The organism is Rivularia sp. UHCC 0363 (assembly GCF_034931125.1).
Lineage (GTDB): Bacteria > Cyanobacteriota > Cyanobacteriia > Cyanobacteriales > Nostocaceae > Rivularia.
Genome location: NZ_JAYGHM010000063.1, coordinates 25,920 through 46,236, shown reverse-complemented (window position 1 = coordinate 46,236; position 20,317 = coordinate 25,920). Strand labels below are relative to the sequence as shown.

Sequence of the window (20,317 nt, the reverse complement as noted above, 5' to 3'; positions counted from 1 at the left end):
CAATATTCTGGGGAGTAATCCTATATTTAGCTATAACCGCTAATTTAGATTTGAACATCGATCTAGAAACATCACACAATCGATAAAAATTTATACACATAGAAATATTCTCACAATGTTAATTAAACCTTAATAATCTACCTGATAATACTTATACAAATAATAATGTTCTTGAATGTATAATCTAATGTCAATCCAAAGGAGGATGCTTTTTGCCTACTAGCTAGTTTTAAGATGCTACTTAACAAAGTAGTTACTTTTCCTGCTAAGCAGTACTAGTATAAAATAGTATGTACTGACATGAGGCTATATGGATAAAACTACGAAGTTTTTAGCAAAGTAGAAAGATTTTATTAGGAATTTGAAGCATGAATTCGTCAGAAGAACAAAATAATCATATTTCCTTAGAAGCAATCCAAGCAGGACAAATATTATCAACTAGAGATATTAACAAGCCTTTAGGATATAGTAATGCTGAGATTAATGATAATAGTTTGCACAAAGTTAGAGACATTTTAGTTGGCTCTCAAATGCGGGAGTTGGATAAGAAATTTTCTCGTTTGGAAGAGCGTTTGGTCAAAGAATGTACGGATTTAAGAGATGAGACGAGAAAACGGCTAGATTCGCTAGAAAGTTATATTCGAGAAGAAGCAGATGCTTTGGGTGCTAAGACCAAAAACGAGCAGGTCAAGCGTGATGAAGCATTAAAAGCAATTACTGAAGATCAGAGAAAACTTGCTGAATCTTTAGAAAAAAAGATGACTGAAATTGATGAAGAAGCAAGTAAAACTCAGCGAGAGTTACGTCAACAAATTTTTAGTCAGTCTCAGAACTTACATGATGATATTCGACAAAAATATGAAGAAATTGTCGGTTTACTAGAGCGGGAAACTTACGAACTTCGTAATCAAAAAACTGACCGTTCTCAATTAGCTGCTTTGTTCTCGGAATTAGCTTTGCGGCTGAATGCTCAATAATAATTGACAAAAATCATTCATTTTTAAACGAGTAATACTTGAAAATGAATGATTTTTCTATTTAACTTGATTTATTGATAATAGGTAAAAAGTTGTACGGATGAGTGATAACGGTAATCGATTAACTGAAGAATCCTTAAACAATCAGGTTAAAGATAATAATGAATTAGGTGAATTAAGCGAGTTGCGAAGTTTGCTTTTAGGAATCGACCCACCGAAACTTCATCGATTTTACGAAAAACTTGATAATCCTCAAGTTGACGCTGAAGATATCAGTCAAATGCTTCCAGAAGCAGTTGTTTTGCGGACAATGCAGGATGAACAGCTAAGCGAAGCGATGGTTCCTACTATTGAGCAAGCGATCGATTCTTCTGTAAAGAAAGATATTAACGTACTTTCCGAGGCTATTTTCCCGATTATTGGTCCTGCTACACGAAAGGCGATCGCTACTGCTTTGGATGAGATGTTACAGTCGTTCAATTATGCTTTGGAACACAGCGTTTCACCGCAAAGTTTGAAGTGGAGAATAGAAGCTAGACAAACGGGGAAATCGTTTGCGGAAGTTGTACTGCTGCGGACGCTAGTTTATCGTGTAGAACAGGTGTTTCTGATTGACAAACACACCGGATTGATTTTGCAGCATCTTGTCGCATCCCAGGTGACATCTCAAGACCCGACTTTAGTTTCAGCAATGTTGACAGCAATTCAAGATTTTGTGAAGGACTCCTTTGAGGTGCAGAAACACGAAGGACTGCATACTTTAGAATTTGGGGAACTGACTATTTGGATTGAAGAAGGACCAACAGCCGTTTTAGCGGGTATTATTCGCGGAAATGCACCGGAAGATTTAAGGTTTGTATTTAAAAATACCTTAGAAAAGATACATCTAAAATTCGGTAGAGAAATCCGTAATTTTTCTGGGGATACTGAACCGTTTGTGGTCAGTCAGCCATATTTAAAAGCTTGTCTGGAATCTCGTTATACAAATCCGAATAAAACAAGATATATTTACGCATGGGCTTCTATAGGTTTACTGGCAATGGTGTTAGCTAGTTGGGGCTTTTTTGTCAATAGAGATAATCGACGCTGGGATAATTATGTAAAAAATTTAGACGCTCAACCGGGAATTGTGGTAATTAAAACCGATCAAAGAAATGGCAAATATTTTATTGCAGGTATGCGCGATCCGTTAGCAGTTGAACCGCAACAGCTAATGAAACAAGCTAATCTCAATACTAAAACAGTTGTTTATCAGTGGAAGCCTTTTGTATCTTTAGAACCGCAAATTACTATTAAAAGAGCCGCACAGTTACTGCAAAAGCCCGAAACAGTTACCTTTAAACTCGAACAAAATGGCGTGTTGAATGCTACAGGTTCCGCATCTCGCAAATGGATTTTGTCAGCAAGAGAACGAACAGCATCGCTATCTTTTTTGGGTATTACTAAATATCAAGATGACATTACCGATTTAGATTTTGACCAGCTTAATGCTTATAAAAAAGAAATTGAACAAGTAATAGTACTTTTTGAAAACGATACTACCGAATTTTTACCCGGTGAATCAGAAAAAGTAGTTAAATTAGTACCGAAACTACGAAAACTGATTGATGCGAGTAAAACATTAAAAAAAGATGTATTAATTGAAATTGCCGGACATACAAGTACCGCAGGAGATAAACAAGCGAATATCAAACTCTCTCAAGATCGTGCTAAGAGAATTTTAATTTATCTTGGATCTGTAGGAATTGGTCGAAATAATTTTAGTACAAAAGCATTAGGTTCCGAGCAGATTTTACGTCCGGAATTAAGTGAAAAAGATAAAATATTCAATCGTAGAGTCTCTTTCAAAGTTATCATAGACGACATTGCTAAATAAAGGATGATAGGCTTAATGCTCCAGAAAAAAATCTGTATGGTAGGTGCATTTGCGACTGGTAAAACAAGCTTGGTAACAAAATTTGTCTACAGCATATTTTCGGAAAAATATCAAACTACCGTGGGTGTGAAAATTGATAAAAAAACATTACAAGTCAACGAACAAGAATTAAATTTGATTCTATGGGACTTATATGGGGAAGATGAATTTCAGAAATTAAGAACTTCTTATCTGAGAGGTTCATCTGGTTATTTGTTGGTGGTAGATGGAACCCGAAAAAGCACTTTACAAAAAGCTGTTGAATTACAACAGCGAGTTGAAGAAAACTTAGGTAAAATACCTTTTATTTTGGTATTAAATAAGTGGGATTTACAAGATCAATGGGAATTAGACCCTGCAAGTATTGAAGCTGTTGAACAAAAAGGGTGGATTGTGACTAAAGCGAGTGCAAAAACTGGCTTAAATGTAGAAGAAATTTTTAATACACTTGCTTCCAAAATACTGGAAGGATGAATATATGGATATTCCATTTCCTGTCAGTAGTTATCTGGTTAATTTCATGCAAGAAAGCCGTTCTCTGGCATATATTTTTGTGAATAAAGATGGATGTTTAGCTATTTGGGGTGGTGATTTAACGGAATATGGAGTAACTAATTTACAACAAGGAGAAAATGCTAGCGAACAAATTTTCTTCCTGGAAGGACTTTTACCCCTTGATGGTTTTCCATTGTTTCTACCCTGTGTCAAAACTAATAATGGAATTTGTGCGGACGTGCATTTATTTCCCGAAAAAGATGGAGATTGGGTATTACTATTAGATGCAACTTGGGACGAAATCCAAATATTTAAAGTTCAACAGGAAGTAAATTCTTCCCATTTAACGCAGCAGAAATAACAAAGAGTAGTAATATTATATCGGCGAGAAAAAATATTTAATAAGTCTTGATTGTGTGACTGTTTAATTATGAGTGAATTGATCGCATCAGAAATTTTTGCCGCTTTGGATATTTTAGTTTTAAAACGGCTTGAAGTTGGTAAGTTTAAAATTTCTGGAAATATCCCTAAGTGGGTCAGACGGTTTTGTCGCAGGACTTTTAAACCAGAAATGGAACTTTTAATTCCTGAAGAAGAGTTTCCTTTCTTAGAGAACTTTTTAATTGATGCGGAAGAATATTGGCAAAATAATGATGAGAAACACTTAAAATCGGGGATATGGAGCGATTTAGATATATCTGGTCAAGAATTTCATTTTGAAGCTACAACTTTGTTTGTAAATCAGAAAAAAATATTACTGATTGAAATGATGAGCGATGCTTACATTGAAAAACAAAGCTTAATTCAGCAAGCTAGAGAAAATAAGCTAAGTTATCAACATATTCTCAAGGAAAATCAGAAAAAAGAAGTTTTAATTCACTGCATTATACATGATGTTGCCGGACAGTTAAGCGGAATTAACTGTTGTTTGGCTTTATTAGAATTGGAAAATTTAACAGATAAAGGTAAAGAACGTTTAGAAATCGGTAGAAAGCAAACTATCAAGCAAGAAATGCTGATTCGAGAAATTTTGAACGCATTTTCTCAAGAAGTTGAATCCTTAGAAAGCTTCACTGATGACGTTGAGACACCAGATATTTTAGTAGCTGCGCGGGATGCGATCGAATTATTAACGCCAAGTTTTACACTTAATCAAATACAGTTACAACTCTCCGAAGATATAGATCCAACCGCAGATTGGCGAATAGTTGGTGATAAATCGCGTTTAGACCGAATTTTCGCCAACTTGCTCGAAAATGCTTTCCGTCATAGTCCTCCGGGGTCTACGGTTACTATAAACCTAAAAGTAACTGACGAAGAATATATTCTTGTCAGTGTAGAAGATCGAGGAAGCGGAGTTCCAGAAGAAATCGCTGATACTTTATTTCAAAAGTTTACTCAAGGGGAGAAAAAAACGGGTAAATCTGGACTAGGACTTTATTTTTGCAAAATCACCGTCGAACGTTGGGGAGGAGAAATCGGTTATAGACCCCGTGAAGGTGGTGGTTCTCGGTTTTGGTTTACTTTGTTGAAAAAATAGGGAATAGGTCAAAGGTGGAAATTCAAAACTTATAACTGCTAACTGTTAACTTTTTTTAGCGAGTAAACATCGATACCACGTCCGAAAGCGAAGCGTAAGGAAGCAGGTAAATTTTTACTTGATAGTGTAATAAAGATAATTACTGCTACTAAGGCGATCGCAAAGTTAAATCCGAATATGTTGCGATAACCAATTGATTGCGCGACTACACCGAAAATTGGTCCTGCAAGCGCTATACCAATATCAAAGCCAACCATACATAAACTGAATATTCTTCCTCTTTCCTGGGGATAAGCTCTATCTGCGATCATCGCAGCAATCATCGGAATTATCGTACCACCACCAATTCCCTCGATTGTTGCGGCGAATAAGAAATCCTCAGAGCTATTCGCCGTCCATAATAATACTAGCGCTATACTGTAACAAATTAAACTTAAGGTGACAAACAAACCGCGACCAAATTGATCGCTGGCTTTTCCACAAAATAACCGAGAACAAAAACTGGCGATCGCTACTACCGTGTAAAATAATCCAGGGTTTAAATCGACTTCGGTTGATTTGATAAATAACGGTACGAATGTGTGTAAAGTTCCGAGAATCAAACCTATCATTAACAAGATAACAGCCGGAATTCTCACCCTGGGACTAATCAACTTTCGCCAAAATGGACTGTCATCAAGAATAATTTGCTCGTGTGCTTGTACGATGGGATTAATAATTGGGATCGTACATAACAATCCAAGACAAGCCAAAGTGCTAGATAATATAAATAATGGCGTATATCCATAAGCTTCCATTAAATAACCACCCAAAGCCGGACCAATCGCTAAACCAAGCGGATTAACCAAACTCATATAGCCAATTAATTCTCCGCGATTTTCTACAGGTGCGATATCTGCAACTAATGCCAAAAATCCCGTAGAAAAAGCCGCTATACTAATACCGTGGAAAGCTCTTACTACCATCAACAGCGGTATAGATTGAACAAAATTGTAGCCAATTGGTGCGATCGCTGCGGATAAAATACCAATTATTAACACAATTTTTCGACCGCGTTTATCTGCTAATTGACCCAAAAACGGGCGAAATAGTAATAATCCAATGGCAAAACTGCCCATTACCACGCCAATTTGCTGTTTTGTTGCTCCAATCTCTTCAACATAAAGCGGTAAAGTTGGTAGCAACGAAGCCAAACTAGCCCAAAACAATAAACCTGCTGCAAATAAAAACAGCAGATTTCGCCGTATTTGACCATCAAGTGAGAATAAAACTTTCACAGCAGATGCAATTATTGTGTGAGGTATGTAACTTGTAGCTGATTATTTACAGTTCAACAGTTCGGAACAAATAAAAGACTACTAAATCTATGTTACATTACTTTACATAGCACGATCAGAAAAGATAATAATTTCTACCCTTGTCAGGTGGTACCCCGCAGAAGCAGGAAGCTAAGATAAATAGTTAAAAAGCAGGTTACAACTATACTTATGACCCAACTAGATATAACTCAAGCGAAATCCAATTTATCCAAACTTCTTGATTTAGCTATTAATGGAGAAGAAATTATTATCACTCAAGATGACAAACCAGTAGCCAAAATCTCACCCATAAAACGACCTTTAAAAAGAGGAACTGCTAAAGGTAAAGTTTGGATGAGTGACGATTTTGACGAACCTCTTGAAGACTTTCAGGAATATATGGAATGAATTTATTGTTAGATACTCATATATTCCTGTGGTTCGTTAATGATAATCCTCGATTGAAAGATAATTTAAAATCTTTAATTGAAGATGAGAATAATGTTATTTACTTAAGTCTAGCTAGTCTATGGGAGATGTCGATAAAGTATAATTTAGGAAAGTTAACGTTTGATGCTTCGTATGAAGAATTCGTTGAGTCAGAAATTATTAAAAGTAGTATCAATCTACTTGAAATTAAATTAGAACATTTTTATATTAATGCGACCCTACCTCTTCATCATAGAGACCCTTTTGATCGCCTCATAATTGCTCAATCTATAGTTGAAAATATATCTATTATCACTGTTGATTCAGCCTTTGAGAAATACTCTGTAACTATAATCAATTAGTTTTAGCTTGTAGGTTGGCTTAGACACGAAAACGGCAAATTTCCTTTGTCACGGGAATTTATATTATCGTGTCCTAACCCAACATTACTCTTTTCTGAATTGAGATATTTAAGAATACTCCATCAAAAAATGTTGGGTTACAGCGCTAACATAGTTTATTCTTGAGCATGATTATTCTTCGTGCGCTTAACCAACCTACCCATTCCCCATTACCCATACCCTACTTCCTTACTCCCCACAACTTCCCGAATCCTGTAAATTGGTCTACCTTGGGATTCGTGGTAAGTACGCATTAATAGCTCAGCCAACAACCCGAAGCAAAATAGCTGTACCCCAGTCACCAAAAGCAACACGGCTAAAATCAATAAAGGACGATCGCCAATGTCTTGACTCAAGATTAATTTAGCCCAAGCTAGATGAATGCTTATTCCCCCACCGGATACCATAAAAATCAAGCCCCACAGTCCAAAAACGTGCATGGGACGGTTAAGAAACTTTTTCATGAAAGTGATCGTAAATAAATCCATCACTACTCGGAAAGTACGACCCAAACCGTATTTACTGCTACCAAAACGCCGTGCGTGATGACGGACTGGGATTTCGGTAATTCTGGCACCTTCGATATATGCCAAGGCAGGTAAAAAGCGGTGCAGTTCTCCGTACAGGTTCATATCTGCTACAAGTTCGGTGCGATAGGCTTTTAGAGAACAACCGTAATCATGAATATTAACGCTGGTGATGCGACGAATTAACCAGTTAGCGATTTTGGAAGGTAATAAGCGGGTTAAAGCCGCATCTTGGCGATTTTTGCGCCAACCACTTACTAAGTCATAGCCTTCTTCTAACTTAGCCAACAGCATAGGGATATCCACAGGGTCGTTTTGCAAATCGGCATCTAAAGTTACAATAGCTTGACCCCGTGCATGATAAAAACCTGCTGCCATTGCCGCAGTTTGTCCGTAATTACGACGCAAAATTATGCTCTTCAAATCGGTGCGGATTTGTGCTTGGTCTTTAAGCAATTGTACGGAACCGTCCGTGGAACCGTCATCAACGCAGATAATTTCGTAACTTAAATTACTTTCAATCAAAGTGGATGAAATTGCTTCCAGTAAAAGAGGTAAACTTTCCACTTCGTTATGTACTGGTACTACAACCGAAACATCCAGAACAGAAGACACCGTATCTTCTTCAATCGTTAAATTAGACAACCCATTTCCGATCATTGTTGTATATATCCTTAGCCTTTTTGCGGGATGTAACTGCTTACCACCCTTCCGACACCGCGTAACTGTTTATAATATGACCGACTAACCTCGTCTCCCTGTTCCGAAAGACGGTCAATCCCAATACCATTTCTGCCTTTATCTTTACCAGAACTATGGATGTAGCAACCATCTCCCAAATAAAGCCCTACATGAGTCGCTTTTTGAGGAGTACCAAAAAATATTAAATCTCCTGGTTGTAAGAACTTTTGATCGAAATTTTCTACAGTACAAACTTGTTGGACAAAAGCTTCCTGCTGATAAGCATCTCTGGGTAAACGAATTCCTACCGAACCAAACGCTTTTTGCATCAGTCCCGAACAATCATAATTGGGTCCTACAGTACCACCCCAAAGATAGTAATTTGGTTGTTGCATGGCTTTTTGGGTAAAAGCGATGACGGAGGGTAAAAGTTTCTGTATCTCCGCAGCCGAAAATGATTTAGTCTGTAATGGTTCGGTCGCTGGTGATAATAAATTTAAATCGCTAATTAATAACCAACCGGGATAATTATCTTCAGATAAGCATACCTGTACCGAAGTTTGATTTAATGTTTCTACCATTAGCTGTAAATATCTCCCCTTCTGTGCTTGAGTTGACAGACCCTGACATTCGGGAGAATCGTAGATATTTAAATCGGCTTCGGTTATATAATCAACCTTTGCTTGCAATTCCTCTTGAAACATAAAAATTTGTAAGTAATAACAACGAAGTTTAATTCAAAATCGGACAGTGACTATGTTTTTCTTTAAGCGCGACGAACAACTTGAAACACTTGGTAATAGTATTTTAGAGGCTACTTGGAACGAATTTTCTACGTTAGCTCGTAACCAAATTGCTGTAACTTGGATTGTCTACGATCCCCCGGTACCTGTAAATACTGGTGGTGCTTTAACTCCAGATGCCTTTTGGAATCATCCTGTACGTGGTTTTACTTATCGCGGTGTAGAAACAATTTATCCGGCTTCTGTAGTTAAACTATTTTATTTGTTAGCGATACACGAATGGCTCGAAAAAGGCATGACACAGACGAACGCAGAGTTAGAGCGAGCCATGCGCGATATGATTGTAGATTCGAGTAACGATGCTACCAGCTTGATTGTCGATGTATTAACCGGCACTACGTCGGGGCCGGAATTACCCCCCGGACCATTTGAAACTTGGAAACAGCAGCGCAATATAGTCAACCGCTACTTGCAGTCTTTGAAATGGGAAGAATTAAAGACAGTAAACGTATGTCAAAAAACTTGGGGTGATGGACCTTACGGAAGAGAACGGGCATTTTACGGACAGTTATTAGAAAATCGTAATATGCTAAATACCAATGCGATCGCCAGATTATTGCACGCGATCGTTGGTGGGGTTGCAGTCAGCGCAACCCGTTCTCAAGAAATGATGAATCTGATCGAGCGGAGTTTAAACCCCGAAGAGTTACCGAAAGATGTAGAAGAAGACCAAGTTACGGGTTTTTTAGGTGGTAGTCTTCCGCAAACAGCAAAAATCTGGTCAAAAGCCGGTTGGACTTCTTCGGTACTTCATGATGCAGCTTATATAGAAATACCGGATAAGCGTCCTTATTTATTAGTAGTGTTTACAGAAGGGAAAGCAAACGCTAAAAGTAGAGAAATTTTACCTTTTGTTTCTCAACAGTTTAGGTCAGCGGTTTGTAATATGGATTAGGAAGATAGAGAGTTTGTAGGTTGGGTTAAGCGCACGAAGGATAATGATGTTTAACAAGAAATTAACAAGAGCGCTGTAACCCAACAAATTCTTTCGGGGGTATTCTTAAATATCGCAATTTATTAAAAAAGAGTAATGTTAGGTTACGACACAATAATTATAAAGCTGGCGTTACAAACGAAATTTTATTTTCGTGTATAACCCAACCTACCAACTAATCCAACCTACAAAATAGTAATGAATAAAAAACCAACCTTACACTTTTTTTGTGGCAAAATGGCTAGTGGAAAATCAACCTTAGCAAGGTCTATAGCTGAAGAAAATAATGCTGTTTTAATAGCCGAAGATGATTGGTTATCAAAGTTATATCCAGAAGAAATCAATGATTTTGATGACTATCTCAAGTATTCACCTAGATTAAAAGCAATACTGGTGCAGCATATTCAATATCTTCTTTTACAAGGTATATCAATAGTTCTCGATTTTCCCGGAAATACTCCCAAGCAACGTAATTGGTTCCGTTCGATATTTGATTCTGTACAAGCAAATCATTTACTTCACTATGTAGCTGCATCAGATGAACTTTGCAAGCAGCAATTGAAGATGAGAAGTCAAGAAAAATCTGAAGGTTCAGCATTTACTACTGATGCAGAGTTTGAGGCTGTTACAAAATATTTTCAACCTCCAACACCTGAAGAAAAATTCAATATCAAGACATATCAAAGCAATTAAAATTTAACCATGACATTTCTCATGATCAATCTTTACAACTTCTGTAATTTCTTCGGAAACACATGACGTGTAGCCCAGATTGTAAAAAACGGTAAGAAAATTATATGAACCAATAAAACAGATGTGGCTATTCCAACAACTTTCCAATGTTCTCCTAATATCAATGTCAAACTGTTAACAGTATCGGCACCGAAAAAAGTACTAACAACAACTTGAGTGTTAACTCCGATAAATAGAAAGAGCGCAAATAAGCTAGTAAATATAACATTCCACCGCAAATCTAAATGAGGTTTCCCTACAGCTACTAATAATTGAGATGCTGCATCTGCAAAAGGTCGGGGAATTGCTGATAAGCAAATTAAGATCAAAATTGGGATAGCTGGTATCCACTGTTTGCCAAAAACAATGGGAACGTAAATAGGAGCTAAAGTAGCTTGAAATAAAACAAAAGGCACAATTATAAAAGCAATAGTTCTCAGACTGTGGAAATAACGATGCTGGAATTCAACCCATTCTGTACGGGCAGCACATAAATGAGGTAACATGACCGAACTAATGGCATTAATGATGCTTAAACTGATTCCCAATCCAGCGTTGAAACCAAAAAAGTAGATTCCTAACTCTTCAATTCCGACAAAACGTCCAACTATTAAATAATCTAAATTGTTTCTTAACGTTTTTAATAATCCCACACCGAGAATATTTTTGCCAAAACTTAATATCTCGTCCCAATATAGTGTTGTAAATCCTTCTTTGGGTCGCCAAGAATGATATTTGTAATATATGATGATTTCTAAGGGAGCAACTATAACTACCGGCAGAGCAAATGCCCATACTCCCATACCCATTACAGCAAATATTGCCGTCAATATACCCGAAATGCAGTATTGAACTGTATCGGTAAATGCTATAACTTTAAAACGGCTTTCCCTTTGAATTAAAGTTTTTTGAATACCGTGAATCGGCCAAATTAAATAAGCTATTCCAGTAACAATAATTGGAAAAATAATATCTTTACTTTGATAAAACCAAGCAATAGGAAATGCCGCAATAGCCTGAATCATGAATAAACTGGCAAAAATCAGCCAGTTCAACCAAAAAGCAGAAATACATAACTGCGGAAGTTCTTTTTCATCAGCTTGGATAATCTTGGCACCGATACCGACATCAGCAAAAGTAATCGCAAACTCGCGCACTGCCAGAATAATCGCTCCCAAACCGTAATCATAGCGAGTTAAATACCTGGCAATAATGACTACTAATCCTAAGCGTAAGACTCTATAAAATATCTCAGCCATACCTAGCCAGCCAAGATTACGAATGAACTGGCTAGATACTTTTTTCTCAATATACCTGGTAATTGGGTTTAAAGAAATCACGATTTGTGTACTAGGAAATTATTAAATTTTGATGTGCATATAATCAATCGGCAAAGCGGTTTTAACTAATTAGGATTCTAAACTATTAGTAACTAAACCTAAGATCCGATTGCGTCCGGCTTCTAATTCATCCAGTGCTGTTGAAAATAAAGGACGAACAGTTTTACCTAGTCCTACAACCATCAAAATTCCATCAGCATGAGTAGCTAAAATACTGGTGTCCAAACGTCCCAAAATATGGGGAGTGTCATACACCACCAAGTCAAAATCAGCTTGCGATCGCTTGACAAAATTTTGCATTCTCGGTGAAGAAAACAGCTTTGCAGGATTGCGGGGTATCTCTCCTGCGGTAATTACAAATAAATTTTCTTCTTCATGGGACTGTCCAACTGCATCGTTTAAATCTAAACCTTGGGAAAGTATTTCGCTTAGTCCCTGGGTATTTACTAAGCCCAAACTGTGATGCACTTGAGGATTTTGTAAATTAGCATCCACCAACAGCACCCGCAAACCAGCTTCTGCGGCTGTTTTAGCAAAGGTTGTTGCCACAGTAGATTTACCTTCTCCTGGGGTCGCTGATGTCACAACTATCGAACAAATAGTAGCTTGCTCTCTTAAAGCTTGGATTCTAGTATACAAAGAGTAAAAAGCTTGCTTGTAGGGATTCGTGTGGTGTTCGTTTTTAGCATCGGCATTTTGTAGCAGCCAGCGTTCTTCTGTTTCAAGAGTATAAACTAATTCCTTTTCGGCAGGAGCTAATCTTTTGATTTCTTTTGAGTAAGGAATCGTAACTAATAAAGGTAGTTTCGCGGTTCGTTTAACTTCTTGCGAATCGTGGAAAACATTCTGAACATTCTCCAGAAGAAAAGCAGCTAGAACACCTAGTAGCAAACCCCCAACTCCTCCTAAAAGAATGTAGATCTTACCTTTAGAAGCATCCGCGATCGCGTTACCATTTTTATCTAGCGGTACCCTTGGAGGCATAATTAATTCCCAAGGTACTTCCTGTTGAGCAGCATCTACCCGTAGCGCTTCTTGCTTGCCTAAAAGCTGTTTGAGAGTATCGGTAGCAACTTGCAATTCCCGCTCCAAGTTGGCATATCTACCAGCAACTGCTGGATATTGTTTGATTTGCTTGTTTAATTCGATTAAAGCATCATCGGTAGCTTTCAAGCTCGCTTCTAATAATTGAATCTGGTTTGCAGCTTCAGCCATTGTCTGAATCAGTTCCCGACGAACCGAATTTTGATAAGTTCCAACCTGGGGATTAAGTAATTCTTCGGATGCATTAGAGCCTAAAGCTAATTGTGCTTCCCGCTTTAATAAAGGGATTAATTTCTGACGCTGCTGCCGTAAGGACTGCATTACCGGATTTGCATCGCTTAGTCGTACCGACTCGGTGGCAATTTCAGCTTCTATATCTCGAACTCGTTTGAGTATTTCTTGATACTGCGGTGATTCGCTTAAAGCTGAAGCCGCGATCGCAGCTTGTTGGGGCATTCCTAACTGTTTCTGTAGCGAAGCATAAAGCGACTTGGTTTCTGCAAGTTTTTTCGACGTTTCTGTTTTCGACGCTCGAAGTTCATCGACCCTGGTAAGTAATTGTTCTCCTTGAAGTTCGGGATTAAATAAGTTGTAATTCTGCTGAAAAAGCTGCATTTGTCCTTGCAACGTATTAACTCGCAACCGCAATTTGGGAATCTGCTGTTCTACAAATTTGATTCCTTGACGTAAATTCGTTTGCTGCTGTTCGAGACTATACTTTCGATAAGCTTGAGAAACTTTGTCCAACACATACAGAACTTTATCGGGGTTGGAATCCTTGTAGCGAATTTCTATAACTCTGGATTCAATCTCACCGCTCGAAAGTCGGCTAATATGCAAATTACCATCTTTAACCGCACTAGGTACTTTTCCAGACTTGCTATCACCAACTAGTTTGCTATAGCTAACCCCTGGAAATTTGGTCTGAATTTCCTTCACCACAGGTTCTATAATTTTCGGGCTTTTTAAGACCTCTACCAAAGCTTGATAATCTAAAGATGTACTATTGTCTCTTGTAATTTTATTTACATCTTGCTGAAGAGTTTGAGACAGTAAAACTAGCAGTTCGCTTTCAGAATTTCTTAAAGGTTCAACTAATAATTGAAATTTGCCTTCATACGTAGGGGTACGAGTTGAACTCCAGAAAGCAGCCCCCGTCGTTGCGATAAGTGCGACACTAGCAATTAAAGCTGCTCGACGACGTAAAATTGAGAAAATGTGACTAAAAGGAATGTTTTCTTCAACATTTTCAGGTCTTCTTAATAACCAATACGGCTCTCTAGATAACGATTCACTTTTACTTAGAGAATGCAAATCCTGTTCTTTTGTTGGCATTTGTGTTTCCATTCAAAATCTCATTTCAAACAATTTAATATCCACTTTCAGAAAATAACGCAGTTGTGAACATTGTGTTGCGAACCTGTTCGTAAAGATAATTTGAATACTTACTATGGTTATTTCTTACATATTGCCGTTCGTCGGCAGCGTCCATAGCATTGTATGAATACAGTAGTTAGATTTAGATATCTTACTTTAAGGTATTTGCATCTTACTACATCTCAATAATTTCTCTGACACGCTGCGACATATCTTCTTTGAAACTTAATAATAGGGCGATACGCTCAACATATCTTGCTCGATCGCGAATTAACCCTAATTAATAGAATCTTTACTGATATCGGACTATCTGATGAAGATTGAGTGAAATTTCCATTTGCTAATATTGCTAAAAAAAGTAAAAATACGCATAATATTTTTAATATTATATTCAGTATCTAGAAAATGTTATCCATGCACTTAAGTCTGTAAGTCTTTGATTGCAGTTCTTAGCAGTTTTCCAAATATTGATTTATATGAAAAATGTGAAGTTATTAAACACAATTATAATGGTCGGATAAACTGAAAATTATCTATTGACAAAATAAGATAATTGATTCATTAATTAAAAAACTTCATTAGTTAATTCACTTAAAATAATTGTGAAGTTTGGCGATACCTTTAAATTTTAGGTATTTTCATCTATATAAAAATAATATATTAGGAAATATATTCGGTATGCCAAAGTTACCAAAGCTAGCCGAAAAGATATTCGTTGTATTTACTCTTTTTCTTTCTACAAGTGCCTTAATACCTGTACTTATAGAAGGTGGAGGTGGTGGGGGAATAAGTAGCGACCCCTACAGTCCCAAATTTTTTACGGGAATCTATACAATTACTTTCTTGCTAATAGCGAAGCATCAGAAAAATTTTGTCCGCGTTGCACAAAAAAATATTTGGATATGGCTATTCTTAGGAATTGTTATAGCTTCAACATTGTGGACTTTCGCGCCCGATATTACTCCACGACGTAGTGGATTACTTTTAGGAACAAGTGTATTTGCCGTATACATGGCAATGCGTTTTACCTTGAGGGAACAACTACAGCTATTAGCCGTAGCTCTGGGTTTAGTAATTGCATTGAGCTTTATGTTTGCTATTGGGCTACCAAAATATGGCTTAATGACCGTTCAAGAAGGAGGGATTCATGCGGGTGCTTGGCGTGGAATCATGACCCATAAAAATATCTTGGGTCGATTGATGGTTCTCAGCAGCATGGTGTTTTTATTTGTTGCTATGAGTAATCCTATCCGTAACTTTAGATATCGCTGGATTCCCTGGGCTGGCTATATTCTTTCTATTGCCTTAATCGTACTTTCAACTTCCAAATCATCTTTAGTTGTTTTTCTGTCACTAACAGCTATTTTGCCTCTTTACAGAAGTTGGCGGCGCAATTACAACCAGTTAATACCTTTAACGATCGCATTAATACTTACGGTTGGGAGTATATCTACGTTATTGATAGATAATTTACCCGTTGTTGCCGATGCATTAGGCAAGGATTTAACCCTAACCGGACGCACCGATATATGGAGTGCAATGTTTGATTTAATCTGGGAACGACCTTGGTTAGGCTATGGATTTAATGCTGTCTGGAGAGATTGGGATAGTGAGATAACAGCCTATCTTTGGCGAACCCTTGCCTGGGAATGTCCTTACGGACATAACGGCTTCATGGATTTATTCGCAGAATTAGGTATTGCAGGCTTATCGGTATTTTTATTGAGCTTTATTACTACCTATTTCAGAGGAGTGATGTGGTTGCGAATCACCAAATGTATAGAGGGAGCTTGGCCTTTGATGTATCTAACTTTTTTAGTTATGTACAACATCAGCGAAAGCACTCTTGTAGAAACTAATAGTATTTTCTGGATCATCTATGTTTCTACTGTTTTTTCCCTTGCTATTGAGTATCCTGTTGCCAAAACTTATCAATACAATACTGCAATAGAGCAAGAATGGATGAATATAAAAACTTTTACCGAACATAACTAACAGCAATAATCAAAGAAATATCAAGATGAAGATGACTTTAGTATGCCATGACATCCCTTATCCTGCGATTCATGGCGGACGAATAGATATGTGGCGCAGAATCAAAGCTTTTTCTCAAATTGGTGTTGAACTACAGCTTATATGTTGGTTTGACCGAGTTCCACATTATGAAGAAATAGCTGAAATCAAAAAGTATGTTAGTTCTACTTATTTTATTCCATTTCAATATAGTTTATGCGCTAAAACTTATAGGTTTTTTAATCTATTTCGCTATCCTTTAGAAGTTACTTCCAGACTCGTTAGAGGACAAAACTTAAATCATTTAGTTTCTCAAGTTCATGCTTTTAAGCCTCATATTGTTTGGTTGGATGGTATTCATGGTGGAGATGTTGCGTCTCAACTAAGCCAATACTGCAATATCCCTATAGTTACTCGTTGTCATAATATTGAGCATCTATATTACCAACGATTATTTTCTTCTGCGATCGGCACAAGTAAACTTAAAAGATATTTATCAGTTTCTCATTTAGAACAATATGAAAAATCATTATTGAAAAATAGTCTTTTATTCTATGATATTTCTACTGAAGATTTAAAATTCTGGAAGTCTCATGGCTTTAGAAATGGACGCTATTTACCTCCCTTGATGGAGTTTAATCAAAATATCAATGAGAATTATCAAGAGAATAATCAATGTTCTCAATATGATATTGTTTTTTTAGGCAACCTGTATTCTAATAATAATGTAGCCGGGATTATTTGGTTTTTAACTCAAGTCCTGCCTGAAATTCGCTCTCAACTATCCAATGTCAAAGTTTTAATCGCTGGAGCGAAACCGATAAATAAAATTAGGCAACTGTGCGAACATACTGATGGCGTAGATTTGAGCATAAATCCATCATCATCCAAACAAATTTATAATTCCGGGCGCGTTTTAATTAATCCAGTTTTAACAGGTAGCGGGGTTAGCATCAAATCCTTAGAAATGCTAATGGCAGGTTTACCTATTGTCTCTACACCTCAAGGAGTGGCGGGTTTACCTCTTTCTGTTAAGCAGTATTTCAAAATTGCTTCAGATAAACAATCTTTTGCAGCAGCAATTGTTAATTTACTTTGTAACTTCCAAAAAACTCGCATCGAGCAAACACTACTTGAATCACTCTTCGGAACTCAAGTAATCCAGGAAGTTGTATCAGACATAAAGTCATTAATATAATTACTTCTAAATTTTAGTATATGAAAATTTTGTATATAACAACCGTTCTTCCGAGTGGAAGAAGAACTGGTGGTGAAATTGCATCTCAGTCTTTTATTAACGCTTTAAAATACAGCGGACATGAAGTGTTAGTTGTCGGATATCAACGTCCGGATGATACCAATCAAAATGAGCATGAGGTTGTAGTTGAACAACGATACATAGAAACGGAAAAATCTAAATATTATTCATTCTTATGGATGGCTTTAAGCTTCTGGAAACAACTTCCTTATTCAGCGGCTAAATATTATTCTCGAAAATATTTTACAAAAATCAAAAATATTTTACAGCTTAATAACTATGAAATTATCTTTATAGACCATGCTCAATTGGGTTGGTTATTACCTTTGTTTGATCGTAAGTCCCAAATCATATTTATTGCTCATAATGTCGAGCATCAACTTTACGAAACACAGTTAAAAAATGCCCAAAAACATTTATCAAAATACATATATAAAAGAGAAGCTCGTCTGATCAAAAAGATGGAAGACCATTTAGCTGCTTTCTCAAAGCAAGTATGGACGTTAACATCTCATGATTCCAATTATTTTCATGCTCAAAACAAAATCAGTAAGGTGTTTCATCTGCCTTCTAGCTGGACAATACCACCAAAAAATTCTACTTCTAAAAACTATGACATAGGAATAATAGGTAGCTGGACGTGGAAAGCGAACAAGTCTGGTTTAGAGTGGTTCTTTCAAGCGGTTTATCCCCATTTACCTCCAAATATATCTATTCATGTTGCTGGTTCTGGTGCCAAATGGCTAATCGAACGATATCCTAATGTCAAATATTGTGGCTTTGTGACTGATGCACAAGCATTTATGGCATTAGCCAAAGTTATCGCGATTCCTTCTGTTAGTGGTGGTGGAATTCAGATCAAAACTCTGGATGCGATCGCTTCTGGAAGTCCAATAGTAGCTACAAATACAGCCATGCGCGGCATTTCTAGCTATCCATCTGCTATTAAAATAGCCGATGAACCAGAAAGTTTTGCCAGAAAATTAATGCAGTTATTGGAGCTTAATCAAGATTCCGAGCTATACAACAATAGGCTTACATGGTCTGTGCTGCGACGAGAACATTTCTACGACAGTGTAAAGAGTACAGTAAGCTCTATTTAATTAGGACTTACGCAACTTCGTGTCACACACCAACCAGGATCTTGTGACAATTGCGGCCATTCCTGTTAATTTAATCGTATTTTTCACTCATATATAAAAGCAGAAAACAATAAAACAACTATGCTGCTTAACTCACGCATTGCCCAAGTACATCGATTTACCCGTATTATCTTCAATTCTTTGAAACAGGGGATCTGGATTTTTAGTATTCTTAATGTTCTTAAAATAAGCATCAAGTCGAAAAGGTTCAAAAAACATATTCTGACTGGCTTAGTATTTGGATTATTGTCTATAAGTTTAATTTGCTCTTCCCAATTAATCGCCGTATTTAAAGGTAATATTTCTGTCGCAGCTACTACCATTGTGCCTCCCTTTTCTACACAAGGTTCTCACATCGTTGATAGTAGGGGTAAGGTAGTATTATTACGCGGTATTAACTGGTTTGGTATTGAAGTTGAAACCCACGCACCTCATGGTCTATGGGTAAAAGACTACAAGCAAATGCTCCGTCATATTAAAAGCTTAGGTTATAACTTAATTCGCTTACCCTATTCAGTGGAAGCACTTAAATCATCTACTATCAATAGTATCGATTTTTCTATTGGCGCAAATGCAGAACTTTATGGAAAAACTCCTCTGCAAGTGATGGATTTAATTATCCAAGAAGCGGGGAAACAAGGATTGTTGATTTTATTAGATAGTCACTGTCTTAAAGATGGGCATATTTCAGAACTATGGTATGGAGATGGTTTTACAGAAAAAGATTGGATAGATACTTGGACTCTTTTAGCAAAACGCTATAAAAATCAACCCAACGTTATAGGTGCAGATTTGAAAAACGAACCCCACGGTAGTGCAAGTTGGGGAACCGATTATACTTCAACAGATTGGCGGTTAGCAGCCCAAAAGGCTGGAGACAAGATTCTTCAAGTTAATCCTAACTGGTTGATTGTGGTAGAGGGGGTAGAAAAAAATGTACCCAATCAGCAGCAGCATGGCTACTTTTGGGGCGCAAATTTAGAGGGTGTTCGGGAATACCCCATACATTTGAAAAAACCTCACAAGCTGGTGTATTCTCCTCACGAATACGGTGGTGCAACAGTCTCTTGGTTTAAAGATGCAGCATTCCCCAAAAATCTTTACCAACGTTGGGAAACAGGATTTAACTATATTGCGACAAAACGCATCGCTCCCATTTTGGTTGGAGAATTCGGTGGATATCATGTTGATAGTAAATCCAAAGAAGGTATCTGGCAACAAAAGTTTGTAGACTATATCGCTAAGAATAATTTGAGCTTTGCTTATTGGTGCTGGAATCCTAACAGTAAAGGTACTGGAGGTATATTGCAAAATGACTGGCAAACAGTAAATGCCCCAAAACAGGCGCTTTTAAGCAAGATACTACGTTAATAAGTACTCGTGCAAAATAAATTAAACATTTCTTCTGGGG

General features: G+C 37.1%; 18 protein-coding genes. 13 read left to right on the top strand and 5 right to left on the bottom strand.

Annotated features, from left to right (window positions below):
- Positions 1-368: 368 nt before the first annotated feature.
- From VB797_RS27260 to VB797_RS27240, 5 genes are all read left to right on the top strand, one after another.
- A complete protein-coding gene (locus VB797_RS27260) occupies positions 369-977 on the top strand; it encodes a hypothetical protein (RefSeq protein WP_323240903.1) in 609 nt (202 codons plus the stop codon).
- A gap of 100 nt (positions 978-1,077) precedes the next feature.
- On the top strand, positions 1,078-2,853 hold the full coding sequence (locus VB797_RS27255) for an OmpA family protein (protein WP_323240902.1): 1,776 nt from the start codon (positions 1,078-1,080) through the stop codon (positions 2,851-2,853).
- A 15-nt stretch (positions 2,854-2,868) separates the two neighbouring features.
- A complete protein-coding gene (locus tag VB797_RS27250; RefSeq protein ID WP_323240901.1) occupies positions 2,869-3,366 on the top strand; it encodes a Rab family GTPase in 498 nt (165 codons plus the stop codon).
- Between the two features lie 4 nt (positions 3,367-3,370).
- The gene (locus VB797_RS27245) at positions 3,371-3,748 is read left to right on the top strand and encodes a hypothetical protein (RefSeq protein ID WP_323240900.1); all 378 of its coding nucleotides are present in this window, start codon (positions 3,371-3,373) and stop codon (positions 3,746-3,748) included.
- A gap of 69 nt (positions 3,749-3,817) precedes the next feature.
- Entirely contained in the window at positions 3,818-4,927 is a 1,110-nt protein-coding gene (locus tag VB797_RS27240) for a HAMP domain-containing sensor histidine kinase (RefSeq protein ID WP_323240899.1), read from the top strand.
- A gap of 38 nt (positions 4,928-4,965) precedes the next feature.
- Here the strand turns inward: VB797_RS27240 and VB797_RS27235 are convergent, their stop codons facing one another.
- On the bottom strand, positions 4,966-6,204 hold the full coding sequence (locus tag VB797_RS27235) for an MFS transporter (protein WP_323240898.1): 1,239 nt from the start codon (positions 6,202-6,204) through the stop codon (positions 4,966-4,968).
- A 210-nt stretch (positions 6,205-6,414) separates the two neighbouring features.
- On the opposite strand from VB797_RS27235, the gene VB797_RS27230 reads away from it, so the two are divergent.
- The gene (locus VB797_RS27230; protein ID WP_323240897.1) at positions 6,415-6,633 is read left to right on the top strand and encodes a type II toxin-antitoxin system prevent-host-death family antitoxin; all 219 of its coding nucleotides are present in this window, start codon (positions 6,415-6,417) and stop codon (positions 6,631-6,633) included.
- Complete coding sequence (locus VB797_RS27225; RefSeq protein ID WP_323240896.1) at positions 6,630-7,016, top strand: type II toxin-antitoxin system VapC family toxin; 387 nt, start codon at positions 6,630-6,632, stop codon at positions 7,014-7,016. Before VB797_RS27230 ends, VB797_RS27225 begins: the two co-directional genes overlap by 4 nt.
- A gap of 209 nt (positions 7,017-7,225) precedes the next feature.
- Here the strand turns inward: VB797_RS27225 and VB797_RS27220 are convergent, their stop codons facing one another.
- A complete protein-coding gene (locus tag VB797_RS27220) occupies positions 7,226-8,242 on the bottom strand; it encodes a glycosyltransferase family 2 protein (RefSeq protein WP_323240895.1) in 1,017 nt (338 codons plus the stop codon).
- A gap of 14 nt (positions 8,243-8,256) precedes the next feature.
- Positions 8,257-8,967, bottom strand: a complete 711-nt coding sequence (locus VB797_RS27215; RefSeq protein ID WP_323240894.1) for a C40 family peptidase — start codon at positions 8,965-8,967, stop codon at positions 8,257-8,259.
- A 52-nt stretch (positions 8,968-9,019) separates the two neighbouring features.
- Between VB797_RS27215 and VB797_RS27210 the strand changes: the two genes are divergently transcribed.
- Together VB797_RS27210 and VB797_RS27205 are read left to right on the top strand one after the other, a co-directional pair.
- A complete protein-coding gene (locus VB797_RS27210; protein ID WP_323240893.1) occupies positions 9,020-9,961 on the top strand; it encodes a serine hydrolase in 942 nt (313 codons plus the stop codon).
- Positions 9,962-10,198: 237 nt separating this feature from the next.
- Positions 10,199-10,693, top strand: coding sequence for an ATP-binding protein (locus VB797_RS27205; RefSeq protein WP_323240892.1), 495 nt, complete (start codon positions 10,199-10,201; stop codon positions 10,691-10,693).
- 32 nt (positions 10,694-10,725) lie between these two features.
- On the opposite strand, the gene VB797_RS27200 is transcribed toward VB797_RS27205, so the two are convergent.
- Together VB797_RS27200 and VB797_RS27195 are read right to left on the bottom strand one after the other, a co-directional pair.
- Positions 10,726-12,072, bottom strand: a complete 1,347-nt coding sequence (locus VB797_RS27200) for a lipopolysaccharide biosynthesis protein (protein ID WP_323240891.1) — start codon at positions 12,070-12,072, stop codon at positions 10,726-10,728.
- 69 nt (positions 12,073-12,141) lie between these two features.
- Positions 12,142-14,451, bottom strand: coding sequence for a GumC family protein (locus VB797_RS27195; RefSeq protein WP_323240890.1), 2,310 nt, complete (start codon positions 14,449-14,451; stop codon positions 12,142-12,144).
- Positions 14,452-15,171: 720 nt separating this feature from the next.
- Here VB797_RS27195 and VB797_RS27190 point away from each other — a divergent pair.
- The 4 genes from VB797_RS27190 (at position 15,172) to VB797_RS27175 (ending at position 20,277) form a co-directional block, all read left to right on the top strand.
- Complete coding sequence (locus VB797_RS27190) at positions 15,172-16,488, top strand: O-antigen ligase (RefSeq protein WP_323240889.1); 1,317 nt, start codon at positions 15,172-15,174, stop codon at positions 16,486-16,488.
- Between the two features lie 31 nt (positions 16,489-16,519).
- Entirely contained in the window at positions 16,520-17,704 is a 1,185-nt protein-coding gene (locus VB797_RS27185) for a glycosyltransferase (protein ID WP_323240888.1), read from the top strand.
- 20 nt (positions 17,705-17,724) lie between these two features.
- On the top strand, positions 17,725-18,867 hold the full coding sequence (locus VB797_RS27180; RefSeq protein WP_323240887.1) for a glycosyltransferase: 1,143 nt from the start codon (positions 17,725-17,727) through the stop codon (positions 18,865-18,867).
- Between the two features lie 120 nt (positions 18,868-18,987).
- Positions 18,988-20,277: a glycoside hydrolase family 5 protein gene (locus VB797_RS27175; RefSeq protein ID WP_323240886.1), complete on the top strand. Its 1,290-nt coding sequence runs from the start codon at positions 18,988-18,990 to the stop codon at positions 20,275-20,277.
- The last annotated feature ends 40 nt before the right edge of the window (positions 20,278-20,317 follow it).

What these genes read in the sequence shown, in the direction of transcription:
- VB797_RS27190 (WP_323240889.1), top strand. Translation starts at nt 15,172, where the DNA reads ATGCCAAAGTTACCAAAGCTAGCCGAAAAGATATTCGTTGTATTTACT.
- VB797_RS27225 (WP_323240896.1), top strand. Translation starts at nt 6,630, where the DNA reads ATGAATTTATTGTTAGATACTCATATATTCCTGTGGTTCGTTAATGAT.
- VB797_RS27210 (WP_323240893.1), top strand. Translation starts at nt 9,020, where the DNA reads ATGTTTTTCTTTAAGCGCGACGAACAACTTGAAACACTTGGTAATAGT.
- VB797_RS27215 (WP_323240894.1), bottom strand. Translation starts at nt 8,967, where the DNA reads ATGTTTCAAGAGGAATTGCAAGCAAAGGTTGATTATATAACCGAAGCC.
- VB797_RS27175 (WP_323240886.1), top strand. Translation starts at nt 18,988, where the DNA reads ATGCTGCTTAACTCACGCATTGCCCAAGTACATCGATTTACCCGTATT.
- VB797_RS27230 (WP_323240897.1), top strand. Translation starts at nt 6,415, where the DNA reads ATGACCCAACTAGATATAACTCAAGCGAAATCCAATTTATCCAAACTT.
- VB797_RS27240 (WP_323240899.1), top strand. Translation starts at nt 3,818, where the DNA reads ATGAGTGAATTGATCGCATCAGAAATTTTTGCCGCTTTGGATATTTTA.
- VB797_RS27220 (WP_323240895.1), bottom strand. Translation starts at nt 8,242, where the DNA reads ATGATCGGAAATGGGTTGTCTAATTTAACGATTGAAGAAGATACGGTG.
- VB797_RS27195 (WP_323240890.1), bottom strand. Translation starts at nt 14,451, where the DNA reads ATGCCAACAAAAGAACAGGATTTGCATTCTCTAAGTAAAAGTGAATCG.
- VB797_RS27260 (WP_323240903.1), top strand. Translation starts at nt 369, where the DNA reads ATGAATTCGTCAGAAGAACAAAATAATCATATTTCCTTAGAAGCAATC.
- VB797_RS27180 (WP_323240887.1), top strand. Translation starts at nt 17,725, where the DNA reads ATGAAAATTTTGTATATAACAACCGTTCTTCCGAGTGGAAGAAGAACT.
- VB797_RS27185 (WP_323240888.1), top strand. Translation starts at nt 16,520, where the DNA reads ATGACTTTAGTATGCCATGACATCCCTTATCCTGCGATTCATGGCGGA.
- VB797_RS27250 (WP_323240901.1), top strand. Translation starts at nt 2,869, where the DNA reads ATGCTCCAGAAAAAAATCTGTATGGTAGGTGCATTTGCGACTGGTAAA.
- VB797_RS27205 (WP_323240892.1), top strand. Translation starts at nt 10,199, where the DNA reads ATGAATAAAAAACCAACCTTACACTTTTTTTGTGGCAAAATGGCTAGT.
- VB797_RS27245 (WP_323240900.1), top strand. Translation starts at nt 3,371, where the DNA reads ATGGATATTCCATTTCCTGTCAGTAGTTATCTGGTTAATTTCATGCAA.
- VB797_RS27255 (WP_323240902.1), top strand. Translation starts at nt 1,078, where the DNA reads ATGAGTGATAACGGTAATCGATTAACTGAAGAATCCTTAAACAATCAG.